At 60.8% G+C, this 25,655-nt stretch carries 25 protein-coding genes; 16 read left to right on the top strand and 9 right to left on the bottom strand.

What is annotated here, in order from left to right; all coding sequences use genetic code 11:
• Nucleotides 1-40: 40 nt before the first annotated feature.
• Nucleotides 41-271: a DUF1127 domain-containing protein gene (locus J0663_RS16790; protein ID WP_207241418.1), complete on the bottom strand. Its 231-nt coding sequence runs from the start codon at nucleotides 269-271 to the stop codon at nucleotides 41-43.
• A gap of 95 nt (nucleotides 272-366) precedes the next feature.
• Here J0663_RS16790 and J0663_RS16785 point away from each other — a divergent pair, with 95 nt between their 5' ends.
• From J0663_RS16785 to J0663_RS16755, 7 genes are all read left to right on the top strand, one after another.
• Entirely contained in the window at nucleotides 367-1,245 is an 879-nt protein-coding gene (locus tag J0663_RS16785; protein WP_207241417.1) for a LysR family transcriptional regulator, read from the top strand.
• A 315-nt stretch (nucleotides 1,246-1,560) separates the two neighbouring features.
• Nucleotides 1,561-2,025, top strand: coding sequence for a 50S ribosomal protein L13 (rplM, locus tag J0663_RS16780; RefSeq protein WP_011424898.1), 465 nt, complete (start codon nucleotides 1,561-1,563; stop codon nucleotides 2,023-2,025).
• A gap of 2 nt (nucleotides 2,026-2,027) precedes the next feature.
• Entirely contained in the window at nucleotides 2,028-2,495 is a 468-nt protein-coding gene (gene rpsI / locus J0663_RS16775) for a 30S ribosomal protein S9 (RefSeq protein WP_207241416.1), read from the top strand.
• Nucleotides 2,496-2,799: 304 nt separating this feature from the next.
• Entirely contained in the window at nucleotides 2,800-3,984 is a 1,185-nt protein-coding gene (gene cml / locus J0663_RS16770; RefSeq protein ID WP_207241415.1) for a CmlA/FloR family chloramphenicol efflux MFS transporter, read from the top strand.
• A 209-nt stretch (nucleotides 3,985-4,193) separates the two neighbouring features.
• Nucleotides 4,194-5,156 carry an agmatinase gene (gene speB, locus J0663_RS16765; RefSeq protein ID WP_207241414.1) on the top strand — a complete coding sequence of 321 codons (963 nt, stop codon included), beginning with the start codon at nucleotides 4,194-4,196 and terminating at the stop codon, nucleotides 5,154-5,156.
• 61 nt (nucleotides 5,157-5,217) lie between these two features.
• Nucleotides 5,218-6,150 carry an N-acetyl-gamma-glutamyl-phosphate reductase gene (gene argC, locus J0663_RS16760; protein ID WP_207241413.1) on the top strand — a complete coding sequence of 311 codons (933 nt, stop codon included), beginning with the start codon at nucleotides 5,218-5,220 and terminating at the stop codon, nucleotides 6,148-6,150.
• Nucleotides 6,151-6,154: 4 nt separating this feature from the next.
• On the top strand, nucleotides 6,155-6,946 hold the full coding sequence (locus J0663_RS16755) for a sulfite exporter TauE/SafE family protein (protein WP_207241412.1): 792 nt from the start codon (nucleotides 6,155-6,157) through the stop codon (nucleotides 6,944-6,946).
• A gap of 22 nt (nucleotides 6,947-6,968) precedes the next feature.
• Here the strand turns inward: J0663_RS16755 and J0663_RS16750 are convergent, their stop codons facing one another.
• Entirely contained in the window at nucleotides 6,969-8,072 is a 1,104-nt protein-coding gene (locus J0663_RS16750) for a COX15/CtaA family protein (protein WP_207241411.1), read from the bottom strand.
• 114 nt (nucleotides 8,073-8,186) lie between these two features.
• Here J0663_RS16750 and J0663_RS16745 point away from each other — a divergent pair, with 114 nt between their 5' ends.
• Both J0663_RS16745 and J0663_RS16740 read left to right on the top strand, forming a co-directional pair.
• The gene (locus J0663_RS16745; protein ID WP_183914908.1) at nucleotides 8,187-8,396 is read left to right on the top strand and encodes a DUF2842 domain-containing protein; all 210 of its coding nucleotides are present in this window, start codon (nucleotides 8,187-8,189) and stop codon (nucleotides 8,394-8,396) included.
• A 116-nt stretch (nucleotides 8,397-8,512) separates the two neighbouring features.
• Nucleotides 8,513-9,754 (top strand): GNAT family N-acetyltransferase, encoded by a 1,242-nt coding sequence (locus tag J0663_RS16740; RefSeq protein ID WP_207241410.1) that lies wholly within the window; start codon nucleotides 8,513-8,515, stop codon nucleotides 9,752-9,754.
• Nucleotides 9,755-9,844: 90 nt separating this feature from the next.
• Here the strand turns inward: J0663_RS16740 and J0663_RS16735 are convergent, their stop codons facing one another.
• Nucleotides 9,845-12,019, bottom strand: coding sequence for a GumC family protein (locus J0663_RS16735; protein ID WP_207241409.1), 2,175 nt, complete (start codon nucleotides 12,017-12,019; stop codon nucleotides 9,845-9,847).
• Nucleotides 12,020-12,208: 189 nt separating this feature from the next.
• Between J0663_RS16735 and J0663_RS16730 the strand changes: the two genes are divergently transcribed.
• Genes J0663_RS16730 through J0663_RS16715 form a run of 4 tightly spaced genes read left to right on the top strand, consistent with a single transcriptional unit; the run spans nucleotide 12,209 to nucleotide 16,801 of the window.
• A complete protein-coding gene (locus J0663_RS16730) occupies nucleotides 12,209-12,784 on the top strand; it encodes a polysaccharide biosynthesis/export family protein (RefSeq protein ID WP_010060356.1) in 576 nt (191 codons plus the stop codon).
• 3 nt (nucleotides 12,785-12,787) lie between these two features.
• The gene (locus tag J0663_RS16725; protein ID WP_207241408.1) at nucleotides 12,788-13,957 is read left to right on the top strand and encodes a glycosyltransferase family 4 protein; all 1,170 of its coding nucleotides are present in this window, start codon (nucleotides 12,788-12,790) and stop codon (nucleotides 13,955-13,957) included.
• A gap of 55 nt (nucleotides 13,958-14,012) precedes the next feature.
• Nucleotides 14,013-15,575, top strand: coding sequence for an undecaprenyl-phosphate glucose phosphotransferase (locus J0663_RS16720; protein WP_207241407.1), 1,563 nt, complete (start codon nucleotides 14,013-14,015; stop codon nucleotides 15,573-15,575).
• Entirely contained in the window at nucleotides 15,572-16,801 is a 1,230-nt protein-coding gene (locus J0663_RS16715; protein WP_207241406.1) for an O-antigen ligase family protein, read from the top strand. The genes J0663_RS16720 and J0663_RS16715 overlap by 4 nt, the downstream gene beginning before the upstream one ends.
• Before the next feature lie 20 nt (nucleotides 16,802-16,821).
• On the opposite strand, the gene J0663_RS16710 is transcribed toward J0663_RS16715, so the two are convergent.
• The 3 genes from J0663_RS16710 to J0663_RS16700 form a co-directional block, all read right to left on the bottom strand.
• A complete protein-coding gene (locus J0663_RS16710; protein ID WP_207241405.1) occupies nucleotides 16,822-17,655 on the bottom strand; it encodes a carbohydrate ABC transporter permease in 834 nt (277 codons plus the stop codon).
• The gene (locus tag J0663_RS16705; protein ID WP_207244524.1) at nucleotides 17,655-18,548 is read right to left on the bottom strand and encodes a carbohydrate ABC transporter permease; all 894 of its coding nucleotides are present in this window, start codon (nucleotides 18,546-18,548) and stop codon (nucleotides 17,655-17,657) included. The genes J0663_RS16710 and J0663_RS16705 overlap by 1 nt, the downstream gene beginning before the upstream one ends.
• Before the next feature lie 129 nt (nucleotides 18,549-18,677).
• Nucleotides 18,678-20,012, bottom strand: a complete 1,335-nt coding sequence (locus J0663_RS16700) for an extracellular solute-binding protein (protein WP_207241404.1) — start codon at nucleotides 20,010-20,012, stop codon at nucleotides 18,678-18,680.
• A 177-nt stretch (nucleotides 20,013-20,189) separates the two neighbouring features.
• Between J0663_RS16700 and J0663_RS16695 the strand changes: the two genes are divergently transcribed.
• Nucleotides 20,190-20,804, top strand: coding sequence for a GNAT family N-acetyltransferase (locus J0663_RS16695; protein ID WP_207244523.1), 615 nt, complete (start codon nucleotides 20,190-20,192; stop codon nucleotides 20,802-20,804).
• Nucleotides 20,805-20,824: 20 nt separating this feature from the next.
• Here the strand turns inward: J0663_RS16695 and J0663_RS16690 are convergent, their stop codons facing one another.
• Nucleotides 20,825-22,582 carry a glucosidase family protein gene (locus J0663_RS16690; protein ID WP_207241403.1) on the bottom strand — a complete coding sequence of 586 codons (1,758 nt, stop codon included), beginning with the start codon at nucleotides 22,580-22,582 and terminating at the stop codon, nucleotides 20,825-20,827.
• A 358-nt stretch (nucleotides 22,583-22,940) separates the two neighbouring features.
• Between J0663_RS16690 and J0663_RS16685 the strand changes: the two genes are divergently transcribed.
• Both J0663_RS16685 and J0663_RS16680 read left to right on the top strand, forming a co-directional pair.
• Nucleotides 22,941-24,122, top strand: coding sequence for an ROK family transcriptional regulator (locus tag J0663_RS16685; RefSeq protein WP_207241402.1), 1,182 nt, complete (start codon nucleotides 22,941-22,943; stop codon nucleotides 24,120-24,122).
• Between the two features lie 149 nt (nucleotides 24,123-24,271).
• Entirely contained in the window at nucleotides 24,272-24,565 is a 294-nt protein-coding gene (locus J0663_RS16680; RefSeq protein WP_207241401.1) for a helix-turn-helix domain-containing protein, read from the top strand.
• Between the two features lie 61 nt (nucleotides 24,566-24,626).
• Here the strand turns inward: J0663_RS16680 and J0663_RS16675 are convergent, their stop codons facing one another.
• Both J0663_RS16675 and J0663_RS16670 read right to left on the bottom strand, forming a co-directional pair.
• Nucleotides 24,627-24,839, bottom strand: a complete 213-nt coding sequence (locus J0663_RS16675) for a hypothetical protein (protein ID WP_207241400.1) — start codon at nucleotides 24,837-24,839, stop codon at nucleotides 24,627-24,629.
• Between the two features lie 391 nt (nucleotides 24,840-25,230).
• On the bottom strand, nucleotides 25,231-25,452 hold the full coding sequence (locus J0663_RS16670; RefSeq protein WP_207241399.1) for a hypothetical protein: 222 nt from the start codon (nucleotides 25,450-25,452) through the stop codon (nucleotides 25,231-25,233).
• Between the last annotated feature and the right edge of the window lie 203 nt (nucleotides 25,453-25,655).

The raw sequence follows: 25,655 nt of genomic DNA, 5'->3' as shown, positions 1-25,655 counted from the left end.
CAATTTCGAGGGATCCGTCTCCCGGAACGCGCCGCTGCGGTCAGGACCAGAACCAGGATTTCGATGCCTCGGCGTTCGCCTGCGCCCGCGTTAGCCCGACATCGCGAAGCTCGTCGTCCGTCAACTCCGAAAGCGTGCGACGGCTTCGGCGTTTTTCGAGACGATGTTCGATTGCCGCCAGCAACCAGAGGCCCCAGGGCATTATCTCGCACAGCTTCCGCCAGCCTGCATCGCAGGAGGACTCGATCCTCTGGCTTGTTTCCACACTCATCTTCTTCCTCCTTTCGTCGATGGGTGGAAGATGCGCTGGAAGATGCCTCGAAAGAAGCTTATGAATATTATGAGTGTCATAAGGATTTCTTTTAGATGCCTCTCAACCTCGATCAGCTCGCGACCTTCGTCAACGTCGCCGAGCTCGGGAGCTTTACCGCGGCCGCCGACAAGGAAGGCCTGACGCAACCGGCCGTCAGCCTGCAGGTTAAAGCGCTCGAACAACGGCTCGGCGTCCGGCTGATCGAGCGTGTCGGGCGGCGGGCGCAGCCGACAGCGGCAGGCATCGACCTCATCGCCCATGCAAGGCGCCTGCTGCAGGAATCGGCTGCCGCGGAAGAAGCGATGATGCCCTACAGAGACGGCGCCAGCGGCCGGGTACGTATCGGCAGCGGCGGCACGGCCTCGATCCATCTGCTTCCTCGCGCCATCGCCGCCGCCAGAAAATCCATGCCCGGCCTCGAAATCACCGTCCATATCGGCAATGCCGACGATATCTTGCGCGATCTGGAAGCGAACAGCCTCGATATCGCTGTCATCGCCCTGCCGGCATCGGGACGGAACTTCGAAATCGAACCGTTCTACGAGGAGGAATTGCTGGCAGTCGCGCCCGCAGGCAGCGACATGCCCAAGGGCGGGCCTGATGCCGCCTTCATGCGCGGCAGGACGCTGCTGCTTTATGAGGGCGGCAATACCAGGCGCGCAATCGACGCGTGGCTCGCCGCCCCCGATATAAGGATCCGGCCGGCCATGGAGTTCGGCAGCATCGAAGCGATCAAGGAACTGGTGGCGGTGGGGCTCGGCTGGTCAATCCTGCCGGCGCTGGCCGTGAACCGGGACCGCGCCGGCCTGGTGGCGACTTCATCGCTGACGCCGAAGCTCACGCGCCGCCTCGGCATGGTTCTGCGCCGCGACAAACATCTGACACGCGGCCTCCGCGAAATGATGAAATGCCTGCGTGAGTTCGAGGATTAGACCAACCTTCGACCGCAAAAGCCCATGTTTCAGACTGACGAAGACGACATGACAAGCTCAGGAACAGCTGTTTTAAAGTCGACAAAAGTGCGGTAATATAATACCATATAAGTAACTATTTGTTTTTGCTTTCTAATTTTTCCCAACGTCGGGCAAGCCGATATTGACCCGATCTCACAATCCCTCTATACACCGCGCCAGAACGCAGCCTTTCCGGGCTGCTTTCTTTTTGGCGTGCCTCGAGCGGCCAATCCAAGCAACAAGAAACGCCCTTCAAGCCTTCGGGTTCCGGGGTCCCAAAAGAGAGTATTCACTATGGCAACCTTCTCCCAGAAGCCTGCAGAGGTGGAGAAGAAGTGGGTGATCATCGACGCCGAAGGGCTGGTCGTTGGCCGTCTCGCTTCCATCATCGCTATGCGCCTGCGCGGCAAGCACAAGGCAACCTTCACGCCCCACGTTGACGACGGCGACAACGTCATCGTCATCAATGCCGACAAGGTCGTTTTCACCGGCAAGAAGTATTCCGACAAGGTCTACTACTGGCACACCGGTTATGCCGGCGGCATCAAGGAGCGCACTGCGCGTCAGATCATCGAAGGCCGCTTCCCGGAGCGCGTCCTCGAAAAGGCCGTCGAACGCATGGTTCCGCGCGGCCCGCTCGGCCGTCGCCAGATGAAGAACCTGCGCGTCTATGCCGGCCCGAACCATCCCCATGAAGCCCAGCAGCCGGTCGCCCTCGACGTCGCCGCGCTCAACAAAAAGAACGTAAGGAGCGCCTGATCATGGCTGACCTCTCCTCCCTGAAGGATCTCGGCACGTCTTCCGAAGCTGCAGCTCCGGCTCACGTCCGCAAGGTCGACTCGCTCGGCCGCTCCTACGCGACCGGCAAGCGCAAGGACGCCGTCGCCCGCGTTTGGGTCAAGGCCGGCTCCGGCAAGATCATCGTCAACGGCAAGGACTTCACGGCTTACTTCGCCCGTCCGGTGCTGCAGATGATCCTGCGCCAGCCGATCGTCGCGGCTGCCCGTGACGGCCAGTTCGACATCGTCGCAACCGTTGCCGGCGGCGGCCTCTCCGGCCAGGCCGGTGCAGTTCGCCACGGCCTGTCCAAGGCGTTGACCTACTTCGAACCGGGCCTGCGCTCGGTGCTGAAGAAGGGCGGCTTCCTGACCCGCGACAGCCGCGTCGTCGAACGCAAGAAGTACGGCAAGGCCAAGGCCCGCCGCTCCTTCCAGTTCTCCAAGCGTTAATCGCTTCGGACAGACGGATCTACGAAGGCCGGGGAGACCCGGCCTTTTTGTTTGCGCCTTCCAGGCCGACGGAAGCGTATCGGCATGCCATTGCCGCATGGCGGTTCCGCTGGTAGAAAACTGGCAAAGCGCTTCGGAAATGAGCGAAGCCGCAGTCAGAGTTGCATCATGGGAACAACCAAGTCCGCAGACAAGTAAGCCGCAACAACTCTTCCCTGTTGTTGCGGCGTCTGTCCGGCCAATCCCCATACTGCTGAAAAGACAGATCGCCGCCGAATGAAATCATTTGAGCGGGTTCCTTCCCATGTCTTATTCCAAAGTCCAGCGCTGGAGCTATTCCGTGCCGGCAGCCTTGCTGCTCATGGCGCCTTTCGACATCCTGACTTCCCTCGCCATGGATATCTATCTGCCGATTGTGCCAGTCATGCCGAGGGCGCTCGGCACCACCCCGGCCGTCATCCAACTGACCCTTAGCCTCTACATGCTCGTGCTTGGCACCGGGCAGGTCGTCTTCGGCCCGATTTCTGATATTGTCGGAAGACGACCCGTGCTGATCGGAGGAGCGGCACTCTTTGCCGCTTCATCCTTTCTGCTTGCCGCAATCTCGTCGGCACCGCTCTTCGTGGTTTTGAGATTGCTGCAGGCGGTCGGCGCGTCGGCGGCGCTTGTCGCAACGTTCGCAACGGTGCGTGATGTTTACGCTGGCCGTCCCGAAAGCAGCACGATCTATAGTCTTCTCGGTTCCATCCTCTCCCTTGTGCCTGCACTAGGTCCGATTACCGGAGCCTTGATCGCGGATCGCTTCGGCTGGCGTGCCATCTTTCTCGTCCTCGGCCTCCTGTCGGTCGCCGCCTTTTTCAACGCCGGCATGCGGTGGCATGAAACCCGCCCCGCGGTTACGGCGAAGATCGCCGTCCGCCCGATCCTGACGAGCTTTCCCTTCTGGGTTTATACAGCCGGTTTCAGTGCCGCGATGGGCGCCTTCTTCGTCTTCTTCTCGACGGCACCTCGTATCCTGATCGACAGAGCCGGCTTCTCCGGCGTCGGTTTCAGCGTCGCCTTTGCCACGGTGGCGCTGGTGATGATCGTGACGGCCCCTTTCGCCAAACGCTTCGTCATAGGCTGGGGTACCGCCGGCAGTCTTGCCAGAGGCATGGCAACCCTGCTTCTCGGCGCCGCGCTGCTTGCCTTCGGAGAGTTGTTTCTACAACCCTCCTTCGGCAGCTTCGTCGTGCCGATGTGGATCATTGCGGTCGGCATCGTGCTTACGACGGCGGTCACCGCCAACGGCGCGCTCGACGGCTTTGGCGACACGGCAGGAACGGCGGTCGCGTTCTATTTCTGCGTCGAGAGCATCATCGTCGGCTTTGCCGGAACCTTCTTCGTGATTCTGCTTGGCGGCGACAGCGCATGGCCGCTCGCAGGCTATGTCTGTGCGACGGCGCTGACGACGCTGGCTGGATTGCGGCTCCTGCGGAAGCCGGCCTGACAGACGGATGACGGCCGCTCCCCGAGGGCGGCCGTCATCTGAATTGCTTGAAATCTGGTCTCACCTCGCCTAACCCTTTCTGCGCGCAGGGGCTGGCCAGTTCCCTCGCGACAGACCGCCGCCGATGCCCGGCACCTGACGGCGATCGTGCAATGCAGCGTCCGTATCGAACGCGACTATGGTTTTGCGACCGAAAAAAGGAGCATGACTTGGCGAACAGATCGATTGACCACGCCTTCACGGCGACCAGCCTCACTTCCGCCGCCAACGACCCGACCTTTGCCGGAGCGCTGTCCTTCATGCGCCGCCGCTTCACCAAGGAGCTTGCCGGCGTCGACGTCGCCGTCTGGGGCATTCCCTTCGACGCCGCCACATCGAACAGGCCGGGCACGCGTTTCGGCCCGCAGGCGATACGGCGCGCCTCGGCGATCTTCGACAACGACGCGCAATATCCCTTCAGCCGCGAACTGTTTGCCGACATGGCCGTGATCGACTACGGCGATTGCCTGCTCGACTACGGCAATCACCAGGATACGCCTGCTGCCATCGAACGACAGGCGAACGTCATCCTCGACAGCGGCGCCTTCCTGCTGACGCTCGGCGGCGATCACTACGTCACATGGCCGCTGCTGAAAGCCCATGCGACAAAACACGGGCCGCTGGCGCTGGTGCAGTTCGACGCGCACCAGGACACATGGTTCGACGAAGAGCGGCGCATCGACCATGGCTCCTTCGTGGCGAGGGCCGCCCGCGAAGGCATCATCGATCCCGACCGCTCGATCCAGATCGGTATCCGCACCCACGCGCCGGAAGATTGCGGCATCAATATCCTCTACGGCCATCAGGTCGAGGATATGAGCGCCGGCGACATCGCCTCGGCGATCATCTCTCATACGCGTGGTGCGCCCGCCTATTTGACCTTCGATATCGATTGCCTCGATCCGGCCTTCGCGCCCGGCACCGGGACGCCGGTTGCCGGCGGCCCGTCAAGTGCCAAGATCTTCTCGGTGCTGCAGCGTCTGCATCAGCTCGACATCCGCGGCGCCGATATCGTCGAGGTGTCGCCGCCCTACGACCATGCCGATATCACCGCCATTGCGGGGGCAACGGTGGCGATGTATATGCTGGGACTTCATGCGGAGCGACGCGCCATCGCCGTGTCACAAGGCTGACTTATCATCGCTCAAACCGAATCCAGAAACCTCCATAAATCGTTGAAAGCGCAGGTTTAACATGGCACCGAAAATCTTCATCGACGGCGAACACGGCACGACGGGTCTGCAGATCCGCACGCGCATGGCCGGCCGCCGCGATGTCGAGCTTCTGTCCATTCCCGAAGCCGAGCGGCGCAATGCAGCCATGCGCGAGGACATGCTGAACAGCGCCGATATCGCCATCCTCTGCCTGCCCGACGACGCGTCGAAGGAGGCGGTTCAGATGGTTTCGGGCAACAACAATGTCCGCGTGATCGACACCTCGACGGCCTTCCGCGTCAATCCCGGCTGGGCCTATGGCTTCGCCGAAATGGACGGCGATCAGGCCGAGAGGATCAGGGCGGCCCGTTTCGTCTCCAACCCCGGCTGCTACCCCACAGGCGCGATCGGCCTCATCCGGCCGCTGCGCGCCGCCGGAATCCTGCCGGACGGCTATCCGGTGACGGTCAACGCGGTCTCCGGTTATACCGGCGGAGGCAAGCAGTTGATCGCGCAGATGGAAAATCCGGATCATCCGGACGCGATCAGCGCGCCGCATTTCCTTTACGGCCTGCCGCTCACCCATAAGCATGTGCCGGAGATGACCGTGCACGGCCTGCTTGACCGCGCGCCGATCTTCTCGCCGTCGGTCGGCAAGTTCGCGCAGGGCATGATCGTCCAGGTGCCGCTGCATCTCGACGACCTCACCGAGGGTGCGACGATGGAGAGCATCCATGCAGCGCTCGTTGCCCACTATGCCGGACAGGACATCGTCACCGTCGTGCCGCTCGCCGAAAGCAAGGCGCTCCCCCGCGTCAACGCCGTCGAACTCGAAGGCAAGGACACGATGAAGCTGTTCGTCTTCGGCACGCCGGGCGCTTTGCAGGTCAATCTGGTGGCGTTGCTCGACAATCTCGGCAAAGGCGCCTCGGGGGCTGCCGTCCAGAACATGGACCTGATGCTCGCCTCCTGACATCATGACGCCGGATGTGCTTATCGCCGGCCTGCGTGCATGGTTTGCCGCCGCCCTGCCCGATCACGGCATCTATGCGCTGATGACGTTTGCGTTTGTCGCCGGGCTTGCCCGCGGCTTTTCCGGCTTCGGCGCCGCACTGATCTTCATTCCGCTCGGCGGCGCCATCGTCGGGCCGAAGCTGGTTTCGCCGATCCTGCTCGTCATCGATGGCATTGCCACACTCGGGATGATCCCTACCGCCTGGCGCAGCGCCAACCGGTCCGAGGTCTTTGTCATGGCGGCGGGTGCGGCTCTCGGCGTCCCGGCCGGCGCCGCGACGCTGGCGCTGCTCGACCCGACGCTGCTGCGATGGAGCATCACGATCATCGCCATCTGCTTGCTTGCGCTGCTCATGTCCGGATGGCGCTATCACGGCGTGCCTTCGACACCACTCAGCAGCGGCGTCGGCCTGATCGCCGGACTTTTCAGCGGCGCCGCACAGCTCGGGGGACCGCCGGTCGTCGCTTACTGGCTCGGGGGCAAGAGCGATTTCACCCGCGTCCGGGCAAATGTCGTTCTGTATTTCTCGATCTCGTCGATTTTCAGCGCCATCAGCTACTATGTCGGCGGATTGTTCGTGCCGGCAGTCCTTGCGCTCACCGTCGTCATCCTGCCGAGTTATGCGGTCGGCCTCTATGGCGGCTCGAAACTGTTCGGGCTTGCCGAGGAACGGACCTTCCGTATCGCCTGCTACGTGCTGATCGCCGCGGCTGCGATCATCGGCATGCCGCTGCTTGACAGCGTGCTTCGGTAAAAAGGGCCCGGACCGTTCGTCTTCAATCGCGTTCCGCGATCAGCGTTTCATGCGGGTATTCGCCGTAAAAGCCGCGCCAGTTGGCAATGGCGAAGCCGAAAACAACAAGGGCGCCGGCCTGATGCAGCAGGCCCCAGTGAAGCGGTACCTGCATCAGCAGCGCGGCGATGCCAATCGCCGCCTGAATGGCCACCAGCGCGAAAAGCAGGACGGCGCGGCGGGCGTGGGTGGTCCAAGGGGCTGCGCGAAGGGCGATCACCATGTTGATCAGCGCTATTGCGAAGAGCGTATAGGCGCCAATTCGGTGAAGGAACTGCACCGTCTTCGGATTCTCGAAGGCATTGATCCAGAAGGGCTGCTGGATCATGAGATCGGAGGGGATGACGGCGCCATCCATCAGCGGCCAGGTGTTGTAGGAAAAACCGGCGTCGAGCCCGGCCACCAGAGCACCGAGATAGATCTGGAACAGCGCGAAAATGGCGATGGCGGCGGCGAACCCGCGCGAGCTGCGCGCCGGCGCCGGATCATCGGAATGCGGTGAGAGCCCACGCATGATCCACATGCAGCCGGCAAAGATCACGCAGGCCATGACGAGATGCGTCGCAAGCCGGTACTGACTGACGTCGGTGCGGACCGACAGCCCGGACGACACCATCCACCAGCCGATGAAACCCTGCAGGCCGCCAAGCGCCAGGATGGCGACGAGCGGCCAGCGCAGACGCCGCTCGATTCGTCCCGTCAGCCAGAAAAAGATCAGCGGCAATGCAAAGATCACGCCAATGCCGCGGGCGATCAGCCGGTGCGCCCATTCCCACCAGAAGATACCCTTGAACTCCTCGACGGTCATGGAACTGTTCAATTGCTGAAATTCGGGAATGCGCTGGTAGAGGCGGAATTCCTCTTCCCATTCCGCAGCCGACAGCGGCGGAATGACCCCATGGATCGGCTTCCACTCGGTGATCGACAGGCCGGAATTCGTCAGCCGCGTCGCGCCGCCGACAAGCACGAGACAGAAGAGCGCCAACAGCACGAAGCCGAGCCACAGCCGCAATGCGCGGCGATTGCGGTTCTGCTTGCGTACTTCGCTCAGGATCGCCTGTTCCGTGGTGGGGTTCGCGACGGCCATGATGTCTCCTTCTATCCGGCAGTTGATTTGCCCCACCGGCTCATGCAAAACAAGCCCCGAAGCTTTGCGGCATGCCGTCGCGCCGCTCCGCGCCACCCATACAAGAGATAAACGATGCCCGTCCGCCTCCGCAAATTCATCGGCACGATCCTCATCATCGTGCTTGTGCTCGTCTATGCGCTGGTGGCGAACACGATCGCGGTGGCGACGCTCGGAAATGCTCCCTGGTGGGGGCACCTGCTCTACTTCCTGCTGACCGGCCTGCTTTGGGTATTGCCGGCGATGGTGGTCATCAAATGGATGGCCGGACCGCGACAGCAGTAAGCATTAACGGCCAGATAACCGTGATCGGCGGAAAACCTCGCTGATGGGCGGCGGTTAAACCAAATATACGTCCTGCATACATACCTTCCCGTTCAGCATTTTGACCGGAGAGTCCCGTGCAGACGCAAACACTCGATGTCCCTGAACAGCCGTCGGACGATGGCGCGCTGGCCGAAATGGCGATTTCACGCCTGCGCCAGGTGAGCATGAAACTGGCCATGGCTAAAATCGACATCGCGGTCTTCGACGCGATGCAGCCGCTGGAGGATGATTGGCGGGCTCTGGAGGCCGACGATCTCCAGTCGCTCCATCAGAGCTACGATTGGTGCGCTGCCTGGGTAAACGCTTTTCAGCGTCCGCTGGCGATCCTCAAAGGCACCTACGCCGGGGAAACGGCCTTCATTCTGCCGATCGAGATCGTCAAGTCCCGTGGATTGGCCGTTGCGAAGTTCATGGCTGCCGATCACAGCAATATCAATACCGGTCTGTTCTCCGGAAATTTTGCCGAAAGCGGCGGGAGCATCGACGCCGGGAAGTTCGCTAGGCAGCTTCAGCATGCCTTAAAGGGCCGCGCCGATCTGCTGCTGCTGCAAAACATACCGCTGGAATGGCGCGGACGGCAGACCCCGCTCACCGGACTGCCTATGGTGCAGAACCAGAACCACGCCTATCAATTGCCGCTCCTCCCCGTTTTCGAGGAAACGCTGAAGCAGCTCAACGCCAAGAGCCGGCGTAAGAAATTCCGCGTTCAGTCGAAACGTCTGGAAGCGGCCGGCGGCGTCGAATACGTCATTCCCCCCACATCGGAAGAGCAACACCGCCTTCTCGATATCTTCTTCCGCCTGAAGGGTATCCGCTTCGCCAAGCTCGGCTTGCCGGACGTGTTCGCCGACCGGGAAACGCAGGCCTTCCTGCACGGCCTCATCGACAAGCGGGATGACACAAAGCAATATTTCGGCCTGCAGATGCATGCGCTGCGGCTGAAGGGCGAGAATGAGGACAGGATCGCCTCGATTTCAGGCATTTCGCGCAAGGGAGACCATGTCATCTGCCAGTTCGGGGCGATTGACGAAGATCTCGCGCCGGATACGAGCCCCGGCGAATTCCTCTATTGGCAAACCATCTCGGGACTGCATGGCAAGGGTGTCGCGCTGTTCGATTTCGGCCTCGGCGATCAGACCTACAAACGATCCTGGGCGCCGGTGGAGACCGCGCATTACGATGTCGTCCTGCCGGTCTCGCCGTTTGGCCTCGTCGCCGGCGCGGCACACCGGATCGTCACCCGCGGCAAGGCACATATCAAGGCGCGCCCGAAACTCTATAAATTCGCCCAGGGCATTCGGGCCCGGCTCGGCTGATCGCCAGAGCATTCGCGCAAAAGTGCGCGGCGGTTTTGCGATCACGCCATGCTTAAAAACAAAGACCTAACGCGCAGCAAATGACGGGCTTTAGGCAGCCCGTCCGAATTCCTGCTCGTCCGCCTGGCCATCCGACATCAGCACCACGCGCTCGTAGCCCGCAGCCTGGAATTCGGTCATCAGGGCGACGAAAATCGTCTCCTCGAGCTGCGGCAGAGAGAGGATGATCTCGACATTCCGGCTGTGCGTCAACCGCGAGACACCGGCAACGTCGGCGGCACCGCATTCGACCACCACGAGGTCATAGGCGGCAGCGAGCGCATCGAGCAGCAGCGACAGCCGGTCGACGCCACGCATGGCGCGGCGCACGTCGCTCCGGCCCTGCGGGATCAGATGAGCATCGGAAAGGCGATCGCCATGGATGGTGTCGCCGAAGGCGGCCGCACCGCACAAAAGATCGGTGACGCCAAGAGCGGCCTCATCCTCTGCCATCAGTTGTGTCGGGCAGCCGGAACCGGTCATATCGACGAGAATGACCCGGCGGCCGGCATCAGCGAGCATCCGTGTCAGCAAAACCGTCGCCGCCGAGCCATTGTCACCGGTCGGAGATATGGCGATCGCCAGCGGTGCACGGCTGCCGGTAAGATAATCCGCGACCGAGGCCACAGAGAATTCATTGCCGTCCTCCGGCGCCACCTCGGCAGCCTCCTCGCCTTCGGTCGGGTCCTTTTCGTCATCATCCGCGACGAGGGCGAGCATGCTCGGCTGGGCCGGCATTCTGGCCGTAGCGACGGCCGGAGCGGCCTGCGGCACGTCCATCTCTTCGATGATCGTATCCGCCTCGATCGTCTCACGGGATGTCCCGAGGGGACGGAGCGCCCGGCCGCTAAAGAGCTCGGCCAGCATGGTGACGATGGCGCTCAGGATCAGCGTCGCGACGGCCGCGACGACGACGATCGGCAACACCTTCGGGAAATAGGGATCGACCGGCTCGATGGCCCTGGAAACGATACGGGCATCCGCCGGGCTCGAATTGCTATCGGCGCGCGAGGCGGCCTCGCGGTAGCGCACGAGATAGGTTTCGAGCAACTGGCGCTGCGCGTTCGCCTCGCGCTCCAGCGCATTGAGGCCGACCTCGTCCTCGCCGGCACGGGCGCTGTTGGCCTGCGCCGTGTCCGACTGGCGCTCGAGCTCGCGCGCGCGCAGATCGGCAACCTTGGACTCGTTCTCAATGCTCGCCAGGATCTTCTGCGTCTCCTGGCGGATCTGACCGCGGATGTCGGCGAGCTGGGCGCGCAGGCTCTTCAGCCTGGGATGACTGTTGAGAAGGCTGGTCTGCAGATCCGATATCTGCGACTGGAGGCCGGATTCTGTCCCCTTCAGCCGCTGGATCGCCTGGGAGGACATGATGTCGGGCAGCGTGTCGAAGGCTTCGCCTGACGACAACGCATTGCGCACCGCCTGCGCCCTCGCCTCAGCATTGGCCTTGTCGCCCCGTACGCGGGTCAGCTCTGCGGAGATGTCATTCAGCTGCTGGGCGGGAAAGGTGGTGGTGCCGTTTGTTTGCAGCAGCCCGTGGGTGGTGCGATATTCGGCGACCTTCTTCTCGGCCTCGCTGACCTTGCGGCGCAGGCTTTCGATCTCCGGCTCCAGCCAGCGCGTCGCCTCGGAATTGGAATCGAGCTTGGCGCTGCTCTGGGTCGAAAGATAGACATTCGCCATAGCGTTCGGAATGGCGGCGGCGAGCTTCGGATCCTTCGACGTGAAATTGATGCCGATGACGCGCGAACCTGGCACCTGATAGACCTGCAGCCGTTCGACGAAGGCGTCGATCACCCGCTCTTCCGGCGGGTTCTCCATCGGGTTCTTCTTCAAATGCAGCTTCACCAGGATGCTGCTCATCGCCGAGCCGTTGGCGGCATCGTCGAATTCCGGCAGATCGTAGAGCTTCAGGTCGTTGATCACCTTCTTGAGGAGATCGGCCGATTGCAGGAGCTGCACTTGGCTGGCGATGTTCAGTTCGTCCATCAGCGGCCCGGCGCCGGCGTCGTTGACCTGCTGGGTAGTGGCGAAGGCCGGCGCACGGGGTTCGATGAGGATGCGTGTTTCGCTGCGATATTGCGGCGAGATGATCTTGGCGCCGGCAAAAGCGATGCCGGCTCCCACGAGCGTGATCGTCAAAATCCTGAGGCGGCGCGCCCAGACGGCGCGAACCAGCTGACCGAGGTCGATGTCCACATCCTGATCACGCACTACGCCGGACATGCTCTTACTCCACAACAAACGTGCCCTAAGCGTAAACGACCGTGGTAACTCAACGGTTAATGGTGGTCTCACCAAGAAATAGCGAAGATTGGCAGTGAACTCGGGAAATTGCCATGCGCCTTTACCGGGCATTAACCCTAACGGATCGATAACGGCTGCACCGAGTTCATTTTCTGTGAGCACCAGCGGATGTCTGTCGCCCCGCCCAAGATCCTTTTGGCCCTCAGCCTTGCAGCCATGACGGCAGCATTGGGCGGATGCACGACGTACAAGCCGGCGCCGAAAGCCTTCAACGAGGCGACCATCCAGCCCTATACGCTCGACAGCGGCGATCGACTGCGCATCACCGTGTTCGACCAGCAGAGCCTGACCAATACCTATACTGTGGATCAGGCCGGCTATATCGCCTTTCCCCTCATCGGCCAGGTCCCTGCCCGCGGCCGAACCCTGCAGCAACTCTCGGGGCAGATCGCCCAGAAACTGCAGCAGGGCTATCTTCGTGACCCCGACGTCACCATCGACGTCGACCGCTACCGTTCGATATTCATCATGGGCGAAGTCGGCCAGCCCGGCCAGTATGCCTATGTTCCGGGCATGACCGTGCAGAATGCCATTGCGGTTGCCGGTGGCTTCACCAGCCGCGCCAACCAGAGCATGGTCGACGTCACCCGCAAGATCAACGGACAGGTGCTGACCGGCCGCATCAACATCTCAGGTCCGATCATCGCCGGCGACACGATCTACGTCCGCGAACGGCTCTTCTGAGCAATGGCAAGAGATAGGCCGCTCCGCATCCTCCACTGCTTCAGGTCGCCGGTCGGCGGAATTTTCCGCCATGTCCGCGATCTGGTCGAGGAGCACAGCAAGGCCGGCCATGACATCGGTATCCTGTGCGACAGCTCGACCGGCGGCGAACACGAGGACAGTCTGTTCGACGATATAAGACCCTATCTCTCACTCGGCCTGACGCGCGTACCGATCCGCCGCTCGGTCAGCCCGTCCGACATTGCGACGATGTGGGATACATACAAGACGATCAAAAGTTTGCGGCCGGATGTGCTGCACGGGCACGGCGCCAAGGGCGGCGTGCTCGCGCGACTTGCCGGCTCAGCCCTGCGGGTGAACAGGTATCGCGTAGCCCGCCTCTATACCGCGCATGGCGGAAGCCTGCATTATTCGCGCTCCTCGCTCAGCGGACAATTCGTCCTCAGGATGGAGCGCCTGCAGGAATATTTCACCGATGCGCTGGTCTTCATCTGCGAATACGAGCGCGACACCTATGCCCGCAAGGTGGGCAAGCCGCGGACGAAGACGAAACTGATCTACAACGGCATCGGAGAGCGTGAATTCGAGCCAATCCATACCCGGTCGGATGCCGTGCATTTTATCTATGTCGGAATGCTTCGGGACCTCAAGGGTCCCGATCTGTTTGTCGATGCCTTTGCCAAGACCGAACGGCTGCTCGGAAGACCGCTTTCGGCGCTGATGATCGGCGACGGGCCTGACAGGGACCGTTACCGCGAGATGATGATCGAACGCGGCCTCGGCAAACGGATCGGCATGCTGCCGGCAATGCGCATCCACGAAGCCTTTGCCATGGCGCAAAACCTCGTCGTCCCCTCTCGCGCCGAAGCCATGCCCTATATCGTGCTCGAAGGGCTCGGTGCCGGCAAGACGATCATTGCAAGCCGCGTCGGCGGCATTCCCGAGGTGCTCGGCAAGGACAGTCCGGCTCTTGTAGAGCCCGGCAATTCCGACGACCTTGCCCGCGTCATGGCGGAAGCGCTGAGCACGCCCGGCTGGCACGCCAGAACAATGCCGCCGCGCGAAGCGGTAAAGGCAGTGTTTTCCTCGACTGTCATGGCGCAGGATGTCCTGAAATTATACCATGAGCTGGTCGATCCCGCCGCAGACCAAGCAATGTCGACCGCCTCGTAAATATTTCTTAGGGGCTTTCTGGTATCTCGCTTGTGACAACGAGCGACAAAACCCCATGAACAAGCTGGAAAAAGGCGATCAATTCGACTTGGACACGCTGCGCAAGCAGGTGTCCGACATCGAGGCGCGCGGTGACGCAGGTCAGGAGCGCTCCTCCGAACCGATCGAAATCAACCCCTATGCCCGCCAGATCGCCGAACAGTTCCGCGACGGAACCCGTTCGCCTGTCATCATAATCGGGCAATTGCGGCTCTTGGAATTCCTGGCGCTCTTTTCGATCGCCCTGATCGCCCACCACGTCTGGCCCGGCGACGGTAGCGACTCCCTGCTGGTGCGGCTGGGCATGGCGGCGATCGTTTCGGCCTTGACCGTCACCGGCCTGCAGCTGGCCGACACTTACAGCATCCCCGCACTTCGGGCGAAGCTGCGGCTGATGCCACGCATTCTCGCCTCGTGGACGATCGCGCTTGCGCTCACCATCGGCCTGTTCGCGCTCATCCGCGGCACCACATGGGCGATGGTCGGCGCCTATATCCCCTGGTTCGTCGCCGGTGCCCTCTTTCTCGCAATCGAACGTTTCCTCGTTGCCTACGGCATCCGCAACTGGGCGCGCAACGGTATCATGGAGCGGCGCGCGGTCATCGTCGGCGGCGGCGAACCGGCCAAGGAGCTGATCCGCATCCTCGAACAGCAGGCCGACAACGACATCCGCATCTGCGGCATCTTCGACGATCGCGGCGAAAAGCGCTCACCGATCATGGTCGCCGGTTATCCGAAGCTCGGCACCGTGGCCGAACTCGTCGAATTCGTGCGGCTGACGCGGATCGACATGCTGATCATCGCCCTGCCGCTTTCAGCCGAAGCCCGTATCTTCGATCTTCTGAAGAAGCTCTGGGTCCTGCCGGTCGATATTCGTCTCGCCGCGCATGCCAACCGGCTGCGTTTCCGGCCGCGCGCCTATTCGCATGTCGGCGCCGTGCCGATGCTCGACATTTTCAAGAAGCCGATCCGCGACTGGGACTCCGTTGCCAAGCGCGGCTTCGACATCTACTTCACGCTTCTCGCGCTTCTACTGCTCTGGCCGCTGATGCTCGTGACCGCGATCGCCATCAAGGCGACGTCGGAAGGCCCGGTTTTCTTCATGCAGAAGCGCCACGGGTTCAACAACGAAGTCATCAACGTCTTCAAGTTCCGCTCGATGTACACCAATATGGCCGATCCCACGGGCAAGGCCGCAGTGACCAAGGGCGATCCGCGCGTCACCCGCGTCGGCCGTTTCATCCGCAAGACTTCGATCGACGAACTGCCGCAGCTTTTCAACGTGCTGAGAGGCGATCTCTCGCTCGTCGGCCCACGCCCGCATGCGGTGCTCGCCCAGGCGCGCGACCGCGCTTTCGGCGATGTCGTCGAGGGCTATTTCGCCCGCCACCGCGTCAAGCCCGGCGTCACCGGCTGGGCGCAGATCAACGGCTGGCGCGGCGAGGTCGACAATGACGAGAAGATCAAGTTCCGCACGGCCTACGACCTCTACTACATCGAGAATTGGTCGCTCTGGTTCGATCTCAAGATCCTGTTCCTGACGCCGATCCGACTGCTCAACACGGAAAACGCCTATTGAGCCCCATCGAGGCGACATATCAGCGTGTCGCCCAGCCGCAGCGGGCAACGCTGCGCTTGATCGGTTCCGGCTTCGTCGCCTTCGGCGTCTTTCTCTCCGGTTTCGTGATCGATGAACCGGCGCCCTACGAACTCTGGATGGCCGGGCTGATCGGCCTCTGGTTCATCCTGGGTCTGAGGATTTCTCGCGGCGTCGCGCCACTGCTTGCCCTGCTGCTCACGTTCAATATCGGCGGCATGTTGTCGCTGACGCAGATGAAAGACTTGGCGACGGCGCCGATGTATATCGCGGTGTCGACATTCCTCGCCTTGACCGCGGTCTTTTACGCGGCAATCATCGAGGACAGCCACAAGCGGCTGCCAGTGATCTTCAACGCCTGGACATTCGCAGCCGTCGCTACATCGGCGCTCGGCGTGCTTGGCTATTTCCACGCCTTTCCGGGCGCGGAAATCTTCACGCTCTATGACCGCGCCAAAGGCGCCTTCCAGGATCCGAACGTCTTTGGCCCCTTCCTGGTGCCGCCATCGCTTCATCTCATCCACGGCATCCTGGCCGGCGACCTGAAGAAATCACCGCTGAAGGCCGCCGCCCTGCTCGTGCTTGCACTTGGCATCTTCCTTTCTTTTTCTCGCGCCGCCTGGGGGCTCTTTGCGCTTGGCGTGGTGCTCTTGATTTTCATCATGCTGCTGAAAGAGCGCAGTGGCGCCTTTCGACTGAGAGTGCTGATCCTGTCGCTGGCGGCAATCATCATGCTGGTCGCCTCGCTGCTGGTGGCGCTGCAGATTCCCAAGGTCGCCGAACTGTTTTCGGCGCGCGCCCAGCTGGTGCAGCAATATGACGGCGAGCATCTCGGCCGTTTCGAGCGCCATCGGATCGGCTTCACCATGATGATGGAGCGCCCGCTCGGCATCGGCCCGCTGGTCTTCGGCACGATGTTCCCCGAAGACGAGCATAATATCTGGCTGAAGTCGCTTACCTCCTATGGCTGGCTCGGCTTCGTCAGCTATGTCGGCATGCTTGTCTGGACGCTCGCGATCGGTTTCCGAAACCTGCTGCTCGATCGGCCCTGGCAACCCTTCCTGATGGTCGCCTGGATCTCGGTGCTCGGTCACGCGGCGATCGGCAATGTCATCGACATTGACCATTGGCGTCACGTCTATCTGCTCTTCGGCGCCGTCTGGGGCTGTGCGGCGCTGGAGGCGCGGCACAAGCGCCGCAGGCCATAACTTCTCAAGCGCGTGCCTGTCTATTTCGTGGCTCCCGCCGTAAGGCCGGCAATGAATCGACGCTGGAAAATGAGATAGGTCAGGATGAGCGGGGCAATGACAATCACCGCGCCGGCGGTCAGAACCGGCGTGTTGACCGTGTAACGTCCCTGGAAAAACAGCATGCCAAGGGGCAGCGTCCGATAGGCATCGTCATTGACCAGAATGAAGGGAATGAGAAACTCGTTCCAGGTCCAGATGAACAGGAACAGCGCCAGTGTCGACATTGCCGGTATCATGAGCGGGACAACGATCTTGCGCAGGATATAGAAGCGTCCGGCGCCATCGAGAACGGCTGCTTCGAGAACTTCCTCCGGCAATTGTTGCATCGCACTGGCGAGGAAGATCGTCGAGAACGGGATCGACATGGCGATCTGCGGCACAATGAGGGCCGCATAGGTATTGATCAGCCCGAGATATCGCATTTCATAATAAAGCGGGATGATGAAGGCCTCCGCCGGCACCATCATACCAAGCGTCAGGATCGCAAACAGAGTGCGCCGGAGCGGAAACGAAAGGTAGGCGAAGGCAAAACCGGTGAGGAGGCCGAGAAAGACGCTGGCTGCAACGACGGGTATGACAACGGTGATCGAGTTCCAGAAGTAGATGTTGAAATGCCCGGCATTCCAAGCATCGACGTAGTTTTCGAAATGCGGATAGGCCGGCAAAGCGAATGCGCCCCTGAGAACGTCAGCCTTGCTCTTGATTGACGTCAGCAGCAGAAGCAGGAACGGCGTGATCGTTACGAAAGCGAGAAGCCAGAGAATAAGGCGAAGGAACAGCGTGGCGGCGGGGATGTTGGACGAACGCCTCATCAAGCCAATCCTTTGCTTTTTGAGCCCAGCAGCCGGTGAATTGCAAAATTGATGACGAATGTCAGCAGCGCGCCGACAATGGCGATGGCGGCCGCGGCGCCGAACCGATTGAGCTCGAAGCCGAGTTGATACATGTAGATATTCGGCACCAGCGTCGCATTGGCGGGTCCGCCGCGGGTCATTGTAAAAATCAGGTCGAAGCTTTTGATCGACGCGATGACCGTCAACAGCAAAACCACCCGTATCTCAGGCATGAGAAGCGGCAGCGTTATCCAGAAAAAGGTCTTTCGCGCCGACGCGCCGTCGACCTTGGCGGCGTCGAAGAGAGACGGGTCGATGCGCTGAATTCCGGTGAGGAATATAACCATGCAAAAACCGAAGAAATACCATGTGGCAACGATCCCGACTGCGGGAAGCACGAAATTGAAATCTCCGAGCCAGGGTAATGCGAACCTGCCCAATCCCACGGCTCTCAGAAACTGGTTGAACGGGCCGAATGCTGGATTGTAGAGCCATGCCCAGATGATGCCCAACACGGCAGTCGGCATGATGTAAGGCAGGAACAGGAATGTCCGAAGGGCGAGTTGTTCGCGTTGTTTCAAATTCCAGACGCAGGCAGCAAGCGTTATGCCGATCACGAGCGGCAGGACGCAATAAAAGATCATGAGCTCGGCATTGTTACGCAAGGCAATATAAAATCGACTGTCGGAAAAGAGAGCGGCGTAATTGCCCAGGCCAACCCATTTGGGCATGGTCAAGCCGTCCCAGCTGGTCAGGCTCAGACCCAAAGCCGCGACGATCGGTCCAAAGACAAAAGCCGCGTAGAGCAGTAATCCAGGCACCAAATAAATAACATTGGTATGTTGCGAGCCATCAAGTGCGGAGCGTTTCATCCAGGACTCCATGAAGCCAAAGCTCTTCATCACGCGGCAAGCCGCAGCCCCCGCGCTCATTTCAACTCAGGATCGACGAGACCCAGGCCACGGGCCGCCGGTGAACGGCCGTGGCCCGCGCCCGTGCTGTTACTTCTTGTCCTTCAGATAGGCCTGATAATCCTTGTCCATGGCATCGACAAAGGCTTCTGGCGTGATCTTGCCTGACAGGAGAAGCGGCGTGTTGTCGTCTATCGTCTTCAGCATCGTCGGGCTGGACCAATCGGGGTAATGCCCGAGCGCATCATTGGCGTTGAGTGTCTTCCACATCTCGATGCCGGAGGTCAGGAGCGGCGTGAGCTTGGGCTTTGCATCCGCCGGGAGCGATGTTGCAGGAAGATAGCCGGCAGCGGCCCAGCTTTCAGCGGCCTTTTCCGAAACCATATAGTCGATGTACTGGCCGGCCAGGTCCTGCTTGGTCTTATCTTTGGCAAGGCTGGTTATCGCCCAGGCAAGATCCACACCGCCGACACTCATGGGCTTGGAAATACCCTTCGGAGCGGGAATGGCCATGAAGCCGATATCCGGATTATTTTGCATGTCACCGAAGTACCAAGTCCCCGAGATCAGGAAGGCGCCCTGCCCTGATATGAAAAGCTGGACGGCGTCGTCCCCCGAGATGCCTTCGAAGCCGGGGTAGAAATAGCCGCCCTGCGCCCATTTCTGCACGAGTCTGGCCGATTCGATGTTCCCCTTGGTGTTCCAGGTGCCGCCCTTGCCGTAGATCAGGTCGTCAAGCTCGGCGCGATTGGCCGCGTCGATATGTGCCTGATCGATGGCGCCGATCATGTGCAAGGCCAGATGCTGCTTGGCCGAGCCCATCATGAAGGGCGCAACGCCTTTTTCCTTCAGCTTGTCGAGAGCGGCCAAAAGCTCCTCGAAGGTCTGCGGCAGCGCCACGCCGGCGTCGTCGAGGATCTTCTTGTTATAGTAGAGGCCGACGATTTCGGCGAGGCCCGATATGCCGTAGGTCTTACCGACCCCGAATTTCGGCCCATCCCAGCGGTCTCGCGCCAGAACGGAATCCGACTGCCGCTTATCCCAACCATAGGTCTTGATGTAGTCGTCGACCGGCAGGAGCAACCCTTCCTTTACCATCGCACCCATGTCGCCGGCGCCCTGGTTGACCTTGGTGACGACAGGGCCATCGCCTGCCGAAACCGCAAGCTTCAGCGTCAGTTTCATGTCATCGAAAGTGCGGGCGGTGCGATTGATCGTGACACCGGGATGTGCGGCTTCGAACTCCTTATTCAGTTGCTCGATGACCGCGCTCTGGCCTTCGAAGGTCTGGTCATCCCACACAGCCAGCTCGTCGGCGCGGGCGGCGGAAAGGCCAAAACTCACAAGCGCCGCGCCGGCAAGCGCGACAGCTGCTTTCAATCGGTATGCCGGCAGTATGCTGATCGATTTCACGCTTCTTTTCATCTGCTCCACCTCACTTGGTTTATTCTCCACTCCCCGTTCAGGCCTTGTGCCAGGCACCGGCCGAACGTTTTCTTCCCCCAGAGCTTTGCCTGGCTGGCGAATCTGAGGTAATCGTCAATGCATCAGCTCCTCTCGCGACCTATGATGACAAAGCGCCACGCAGGAGGTGGCAAAGTGATGGACACCAGCTGCTTCATCCGTCCCGCGATTGAAGCGGATATCGAAGCCTTCTTTGAAATCTGCCTGAAAACCGCGAATGGCGGCCACGACGCCAGTGCTCTCTATAGCGACCCGCGCCTGCCCGGCTACATCTGGTCCGCACCGTACCTCAAGTGCGCCAAAGACTTTGCCTTTGTTCTCGTCCAGGACGACCGCCCGGTCGGCTATGTCATAGGCGTACCCGACACCGGGGCGTTCGACCAGGACCTGGCGGCAAACTGGTGGCCATCCGTGCGCCGGGAGATCGCGGGACTGGAACCGACCCGCCCGCGCGACGCCGACGTCCTGGAGCGGATCCAGAATCCGCGCAGCGGCACGACCTGGCTTCAGGACGAGTACCCGGCACATCTTCACATCAACATCCTTCCCGGGCGTCAGGCAAGCGGCTGGGGACGAAGGATGATCAACACCGAGCTGCAGGCGCTTCGAGATCATGGGGTCACGGCCGTGCATCTCGGGGTCGATCCAAACAACGAACGCGCCAAAGGCTTTTACCGCCACCTTGGCTTCTCCGAATTCGAACGGGATGGCGCCGTTGCCTTTGCAATGCGGATCGACGAGGGATCCCGTTAAATCCGACGGCGCCAAGTCGCTCATGACATCGGCTCCGAATTGGCGGCGTCAAACCCATACTTCAAAGCGACCGCCGCCGGCATGGCGCTCCAGCCCTGAAGCAGGGAGCCGCGTCCATAGGGCGGCGAGAAATATTCCACAGCGCCGATCCAGCCATTGTCGAGGCAGGTTTCCCACCAGCGTATCAGCGCATAGCGCGCGCCTCCAAGTCCAAGACGCAGCCGTTCCTCGGCATAGACACCATCCCAATAGGGCCAATCCGAACAATTGTGATAGCGGTAGGGAAAGGCCGTCTTGGATCGTAGATCGCCTTGCCGCTTGAACGGCGGGTAGGCGCACATCACGCCCCAGCTGCCATAGGGCTGCTCTTGATTGTGACGGGTTTCCAACCTGGTTTCAAACGCTCTGAGCAGGCCGACAGCCTTCTGCTCTGATATGGCGCGGAACCGCGACAAGGTCAGGCTGTCGAGGGCCAAATGATCTTCGACAAAAGCGCCGGACGTCCCATAATCAAGATACCCACCGGTTGCCGGCACAAAGAGCTTGGCTTCGATTTCTGCACGGGCGAGATCTGCGGTCTCTCGTGCGCGTCGGGCAAGTGCCGGATCGAGATTCTCGCCAAGCCTCGCCACCGCATCCATGGCGCCGACGAAAAGGCCGAGGTCATACGAGACAAGACCCTCGCGATAGACGTTGTCCGCCCAGTCCCGGTCGTTGCGCGGTTTCAGCGGCAGAACGCTGTCGGGACCGGCCAGACGGAGGTAGCGGTCGGTGATTCCTTTGACGGTCGGCCAGTGCAACTGCACCTCCGCTGAGTCTGCCGTTGCGTCGACATAGTCACTCAGGAAAAGAATGAAAAAAAGCGGGCTGTCGAAATGGTCGCTCCACCAGTCCTGCGGACGGTTGTGGTATTCCGGAACCGCCCTCTTGTGGGTCTTGGGATTGGCCTTGCAATCGGCGACGAAGCGTTGCCAAGCGTCCGATTGAGCGGGGCCGGTCAGAATCACGCCGCTTGGGGCTTCTCCATCCGGCTGTACCCCTTTGGCGAGCAGGCGGATCTCCTCGCGCACAGCCTCCGGCGCAAGCGTCAACAGCGGCTGCATCGTCCAGTAGCCATCGCGGTAATAGGTTCGCGCCGGAGCGCTATAGGCCTGTCCGGCAGCAAGACCGGCGAAGGCGCCATTTTCGTCGCGCCTTATGCTGGAAAGGGCAGCATGTATCCCCTGGCTGACCATGCTGCGCATCAGCGAGTCGGCCTCGGGCATCATGTCGCAACGGGTCACATAGTCGGCGGCTTCGGCAATAATGGCTTCGTTGGTGAGATCGAGCGCTTTCTCGGCTTCGTCTTGTGAGGCGCCGCCGGCAATCCGCAGACCGGAATCAAGAGCTTCCACGATAAGGACGCCCCAGTCCATTTCGAAGATCCGCCGATGATCGCTCCGAGACACTTTCGCCCTGGCGCTCCTCCCCTCCGGCGCGTGCCACCAGGCGCAACGGCGTGCCGGATAGATGCCCTGCAGGTTCACTCCGCCGATCAGCATCACCGGCCGCGACTGGGCGACATAAACGCCGCCCTGTTTCGAGACGAGCCGGTTCGGAGCGTAGATATAGGGGCCGGCGATTGGCGAAAACCGCACTCGTCCCAGGCTGCCGGCACCCCAAAGTGCAACATCGGCATATCCGTCGGGATGAACATCCGCCTGAAGGCGTGGCGCCATTATCGGCAGCAAGACGCCTGCATCGGCCGAAAGCTGTCCGTCCTTCGAGGGCTTTATCATGGACAAGTCCCCGGCATCAGCGTTGAGGAACCAGCAGAACGCGAAACGGAAAAACAGCTGAACCAGCGTGAGCCGATTCTTCCTTGGGCGATGTTGGCGCGTGCGCGGCGACCCAGACAATATGTATGGTGCATACTTGTCCTCGACCCTCTTTCAATCGCGCATTTGATTGCACGTTGATCCCAGCCTACAGCCGGCTCCCCTTTTGTCAAGGACGTAGACAAATTGCTGGCTTCGATATACAGAATTCAGCTATGGGGAATGATGATTGAAAGCTCAGCTCACCATTCGCGGTGGTTGAAAGCCGGGACCACCTTTCAATAGGTATATGCGCCGAACTAATTGGAACGAGCAGCCGATGGCAATGACGTCGTCTATCGCACAGACTCCCATCGCACGAAAAATCTCGACCAACGCGGTGATCCGGACCGTGTTAGCCAAGGGGAAGATCTCTCGCGCCGATATTGCCAAGCTGACCGGCTTGTCGAAACAGACGATTTCCGAGGTCGTGCGCGATCTTGAGGAGGATGGGTGGCTGAAACCTGTCGGGCAGACCGACGGTCGTCCCGGCCGGAATGCGATCATCTATGAAATCAACGCAAGGGCGGGCCTGGGCGTCTCCATCGATCTAGGGGGTACCAAGATCGCTGCGGCTATCTGCGATCTGTTGGGAAACGTGGTTGCCGAAACCCAAGTGCCGACCGACCCGCGCGGTGGCATGCATCTGGTCAATCAGTTCAGTGACCTTATCAGTCAGCTTGCGCTTGCGGCCGGGACGACCGCCGACAAGCTGCGTCTCGTCGTTCTCGGCAGTCCCGGCGTCCTTGATCCGGCCACCGGCCATATCAACGTCGCGCCGAACATTCCCGGCGTTGACGCAATGGATCTGCGGCAGGTCTTCAGCGACAGAATGGGCATACCCGTCATCGTCGAAAATGATGTCAACCTCGCCGCGCAAGGGGAGAGATGGCGGGGACATGGAGCAGAGATCGGCAATTTTGCCTTCGTCGCGCTTGGGACGGGCGTCGGCATGGGCATCATCGCCAATGGCGCGCTGTTGCGTGGCGCACGTGGCGCGGCCGGCGAAATCGCTTATCTTCCGCTTGGCGGCGATGCTTTTGATCCCGGCGGCTTCACGCTCGGAACCTTTGAGAGCGCGGTCGGCAGCGTCGCGATGCTGCGCCGCTATACCGGTTTCGGCGGGCGCAACGCATCGACCGTGGCCGATCTCTTCGCTGCGTTCAACGCAGGCGAAACGAGCGCCGTCGCCGCCATTGAAGAGACGGCACGGCTGGTGGCCGTGGCCATTGCTGCAATCGGAGCAACGCTCGACCCTGAACTGGTGATCACAGGCGGTAGCATCGGCGCAAGATCGGAACTCGTAGACGCCATCAGGCGCTTCCTGCCGCGTTGCACACCTTACCCGCCGCGCATCGAGATCAGTCGCTTTGGCAATCGCGCCGCCCTCATGGGAGGCATGGGGATCGCAGTAGAGCGCATGCATGACGATCTATTCGGTGTAAAATTGCGCGAAGCTTGAAAATTTCATCGCGGTTAAATCAACGCGATCCTTCTTGAAAGGAGCGCGGTCCGTCGGGCGCGCACAAGGCAGCCCATTTCCGCCTGCCGATTTCGCAATCAACCAACGCGCCACTTGAGTAGCGCGGCAAATGCGCTAGATTTTCCGTCATGATAACAGCAACGCAGATACGCGGCGCGCGCGCCATGATCGGAATGAGCATCGATGAGCTCGCCGCCGCAAGCGGCCTGCCGGTCGAGACCGTGACGGCGCTGGAAAATGGCGATTTTGCGGGAGAGCCGCATGCGCTGTTCGACGTGCGCAGCACGCTTGAGGCGCACGGCATCATTTTCCTCGCAAGCGGCAATCAGGACGAAGGCGGCCCCGGCATTCGGTTGCGGGCACGCACGTCAAGCGATGACGGCATCCGGCCGGAAAATCTTAACGCCGCCAATGACGACTGATTGAATAGATCCGTCGTTTCTCAGGTTTGCTGGCCCATCCTTTGATCGCGAAAACCGCGTATCAGAGATAGGTCTTGGCAAGGTCGGCGAGCTTGCCGCCGTCTCTCACGCCCTGCCTGTAGAGCTGAATGATGACCGCACCGATCCTCTCGGCCTCCGGCGTCGTCCTGACCAGGCCACGCTCCTCGCAGACCTTCTCCAGCACTTGCGAAAGCAGATCGAGATCTTCCGAAAAGAGCGGTAAATCATGCGGATGAATTGATGACCGTAACATCACGCCGCACTTCCCTCCGAGGGCAAACGCCTTCACGCTTGCATCGCCGGCCGCCCTCCGCAACCGGCAATAAAATCATTATGCGCGAGGGTCCGAACTTTAGCAACTGCGCAAATTCTTGGGGAGCAATATTTTCTCCCGCGCGTTATCGCCGCGTTTTGGAGCAGGAAACAGCGAGTGCAAACCTTGAGCGAATAGCGCTTTCCGTGCGCTCCAGCACCGCCTCGTGTGCTCGACGCACTGCGTAGCCCGCGCGCCGCACAGGCTCCTACGTGACAGCGGCGAAGACGGCAGGATTGCTGCCGTGCGATCGGCTCAAGCGCGTCGCAAGCTTTCGGATTGGCTCTCCGCGGTTAAACCTGATCCGCGGATGCCGTTGTCGCAACATGATTCAGCTGTTGCGACCGCCGCCAGCGGCGATCAACGGCGGATGGCCGAAACCTTCCACGATCACCTTGGCGGTCACCTCGATCACGCGCTCCTCGGCAAGTTCGGCGAGCGCGATTGCAACATCGCCCTCCGGCCAGCCGGCCTTGACCGCCTCGTCGGACAGAGCCTGGAAAGCATCTGCGAGAGCCTGTCTGCAAGTCAGATTCTGCTTCATTTCCACCATGCGCTCGCACCAGGCTATCTGTGAGAGGGAAAATGTAATCTACACATATTCGGAAAAATGCGAAGCGGTGTATGGTTCTTGCAATTGAAAATCAGGACACTCAGCGTAAAACTCTGTATATCCTTAACAAAATATACAGATATTCGCCCGTCCATTTGATGGATTCTCAAAAAGAACCGAAGTGTTATTGTTCATCGCTCCCA

The organism is Rhizobium lentis, assembly GCF_017352135.1.
Classification (GTDB): Bacteria; Pseudomonadota; Alphaproteobacteria; order Rhizobiales; family Rhizobiaceae; genus Rhizobium; species Rhizobium lentis.
The sequence above is the reverse complement of the archived record's forward strand: the minus strand, read 5'-3'. Positions and strand labels throughout refer to the sequence as shown.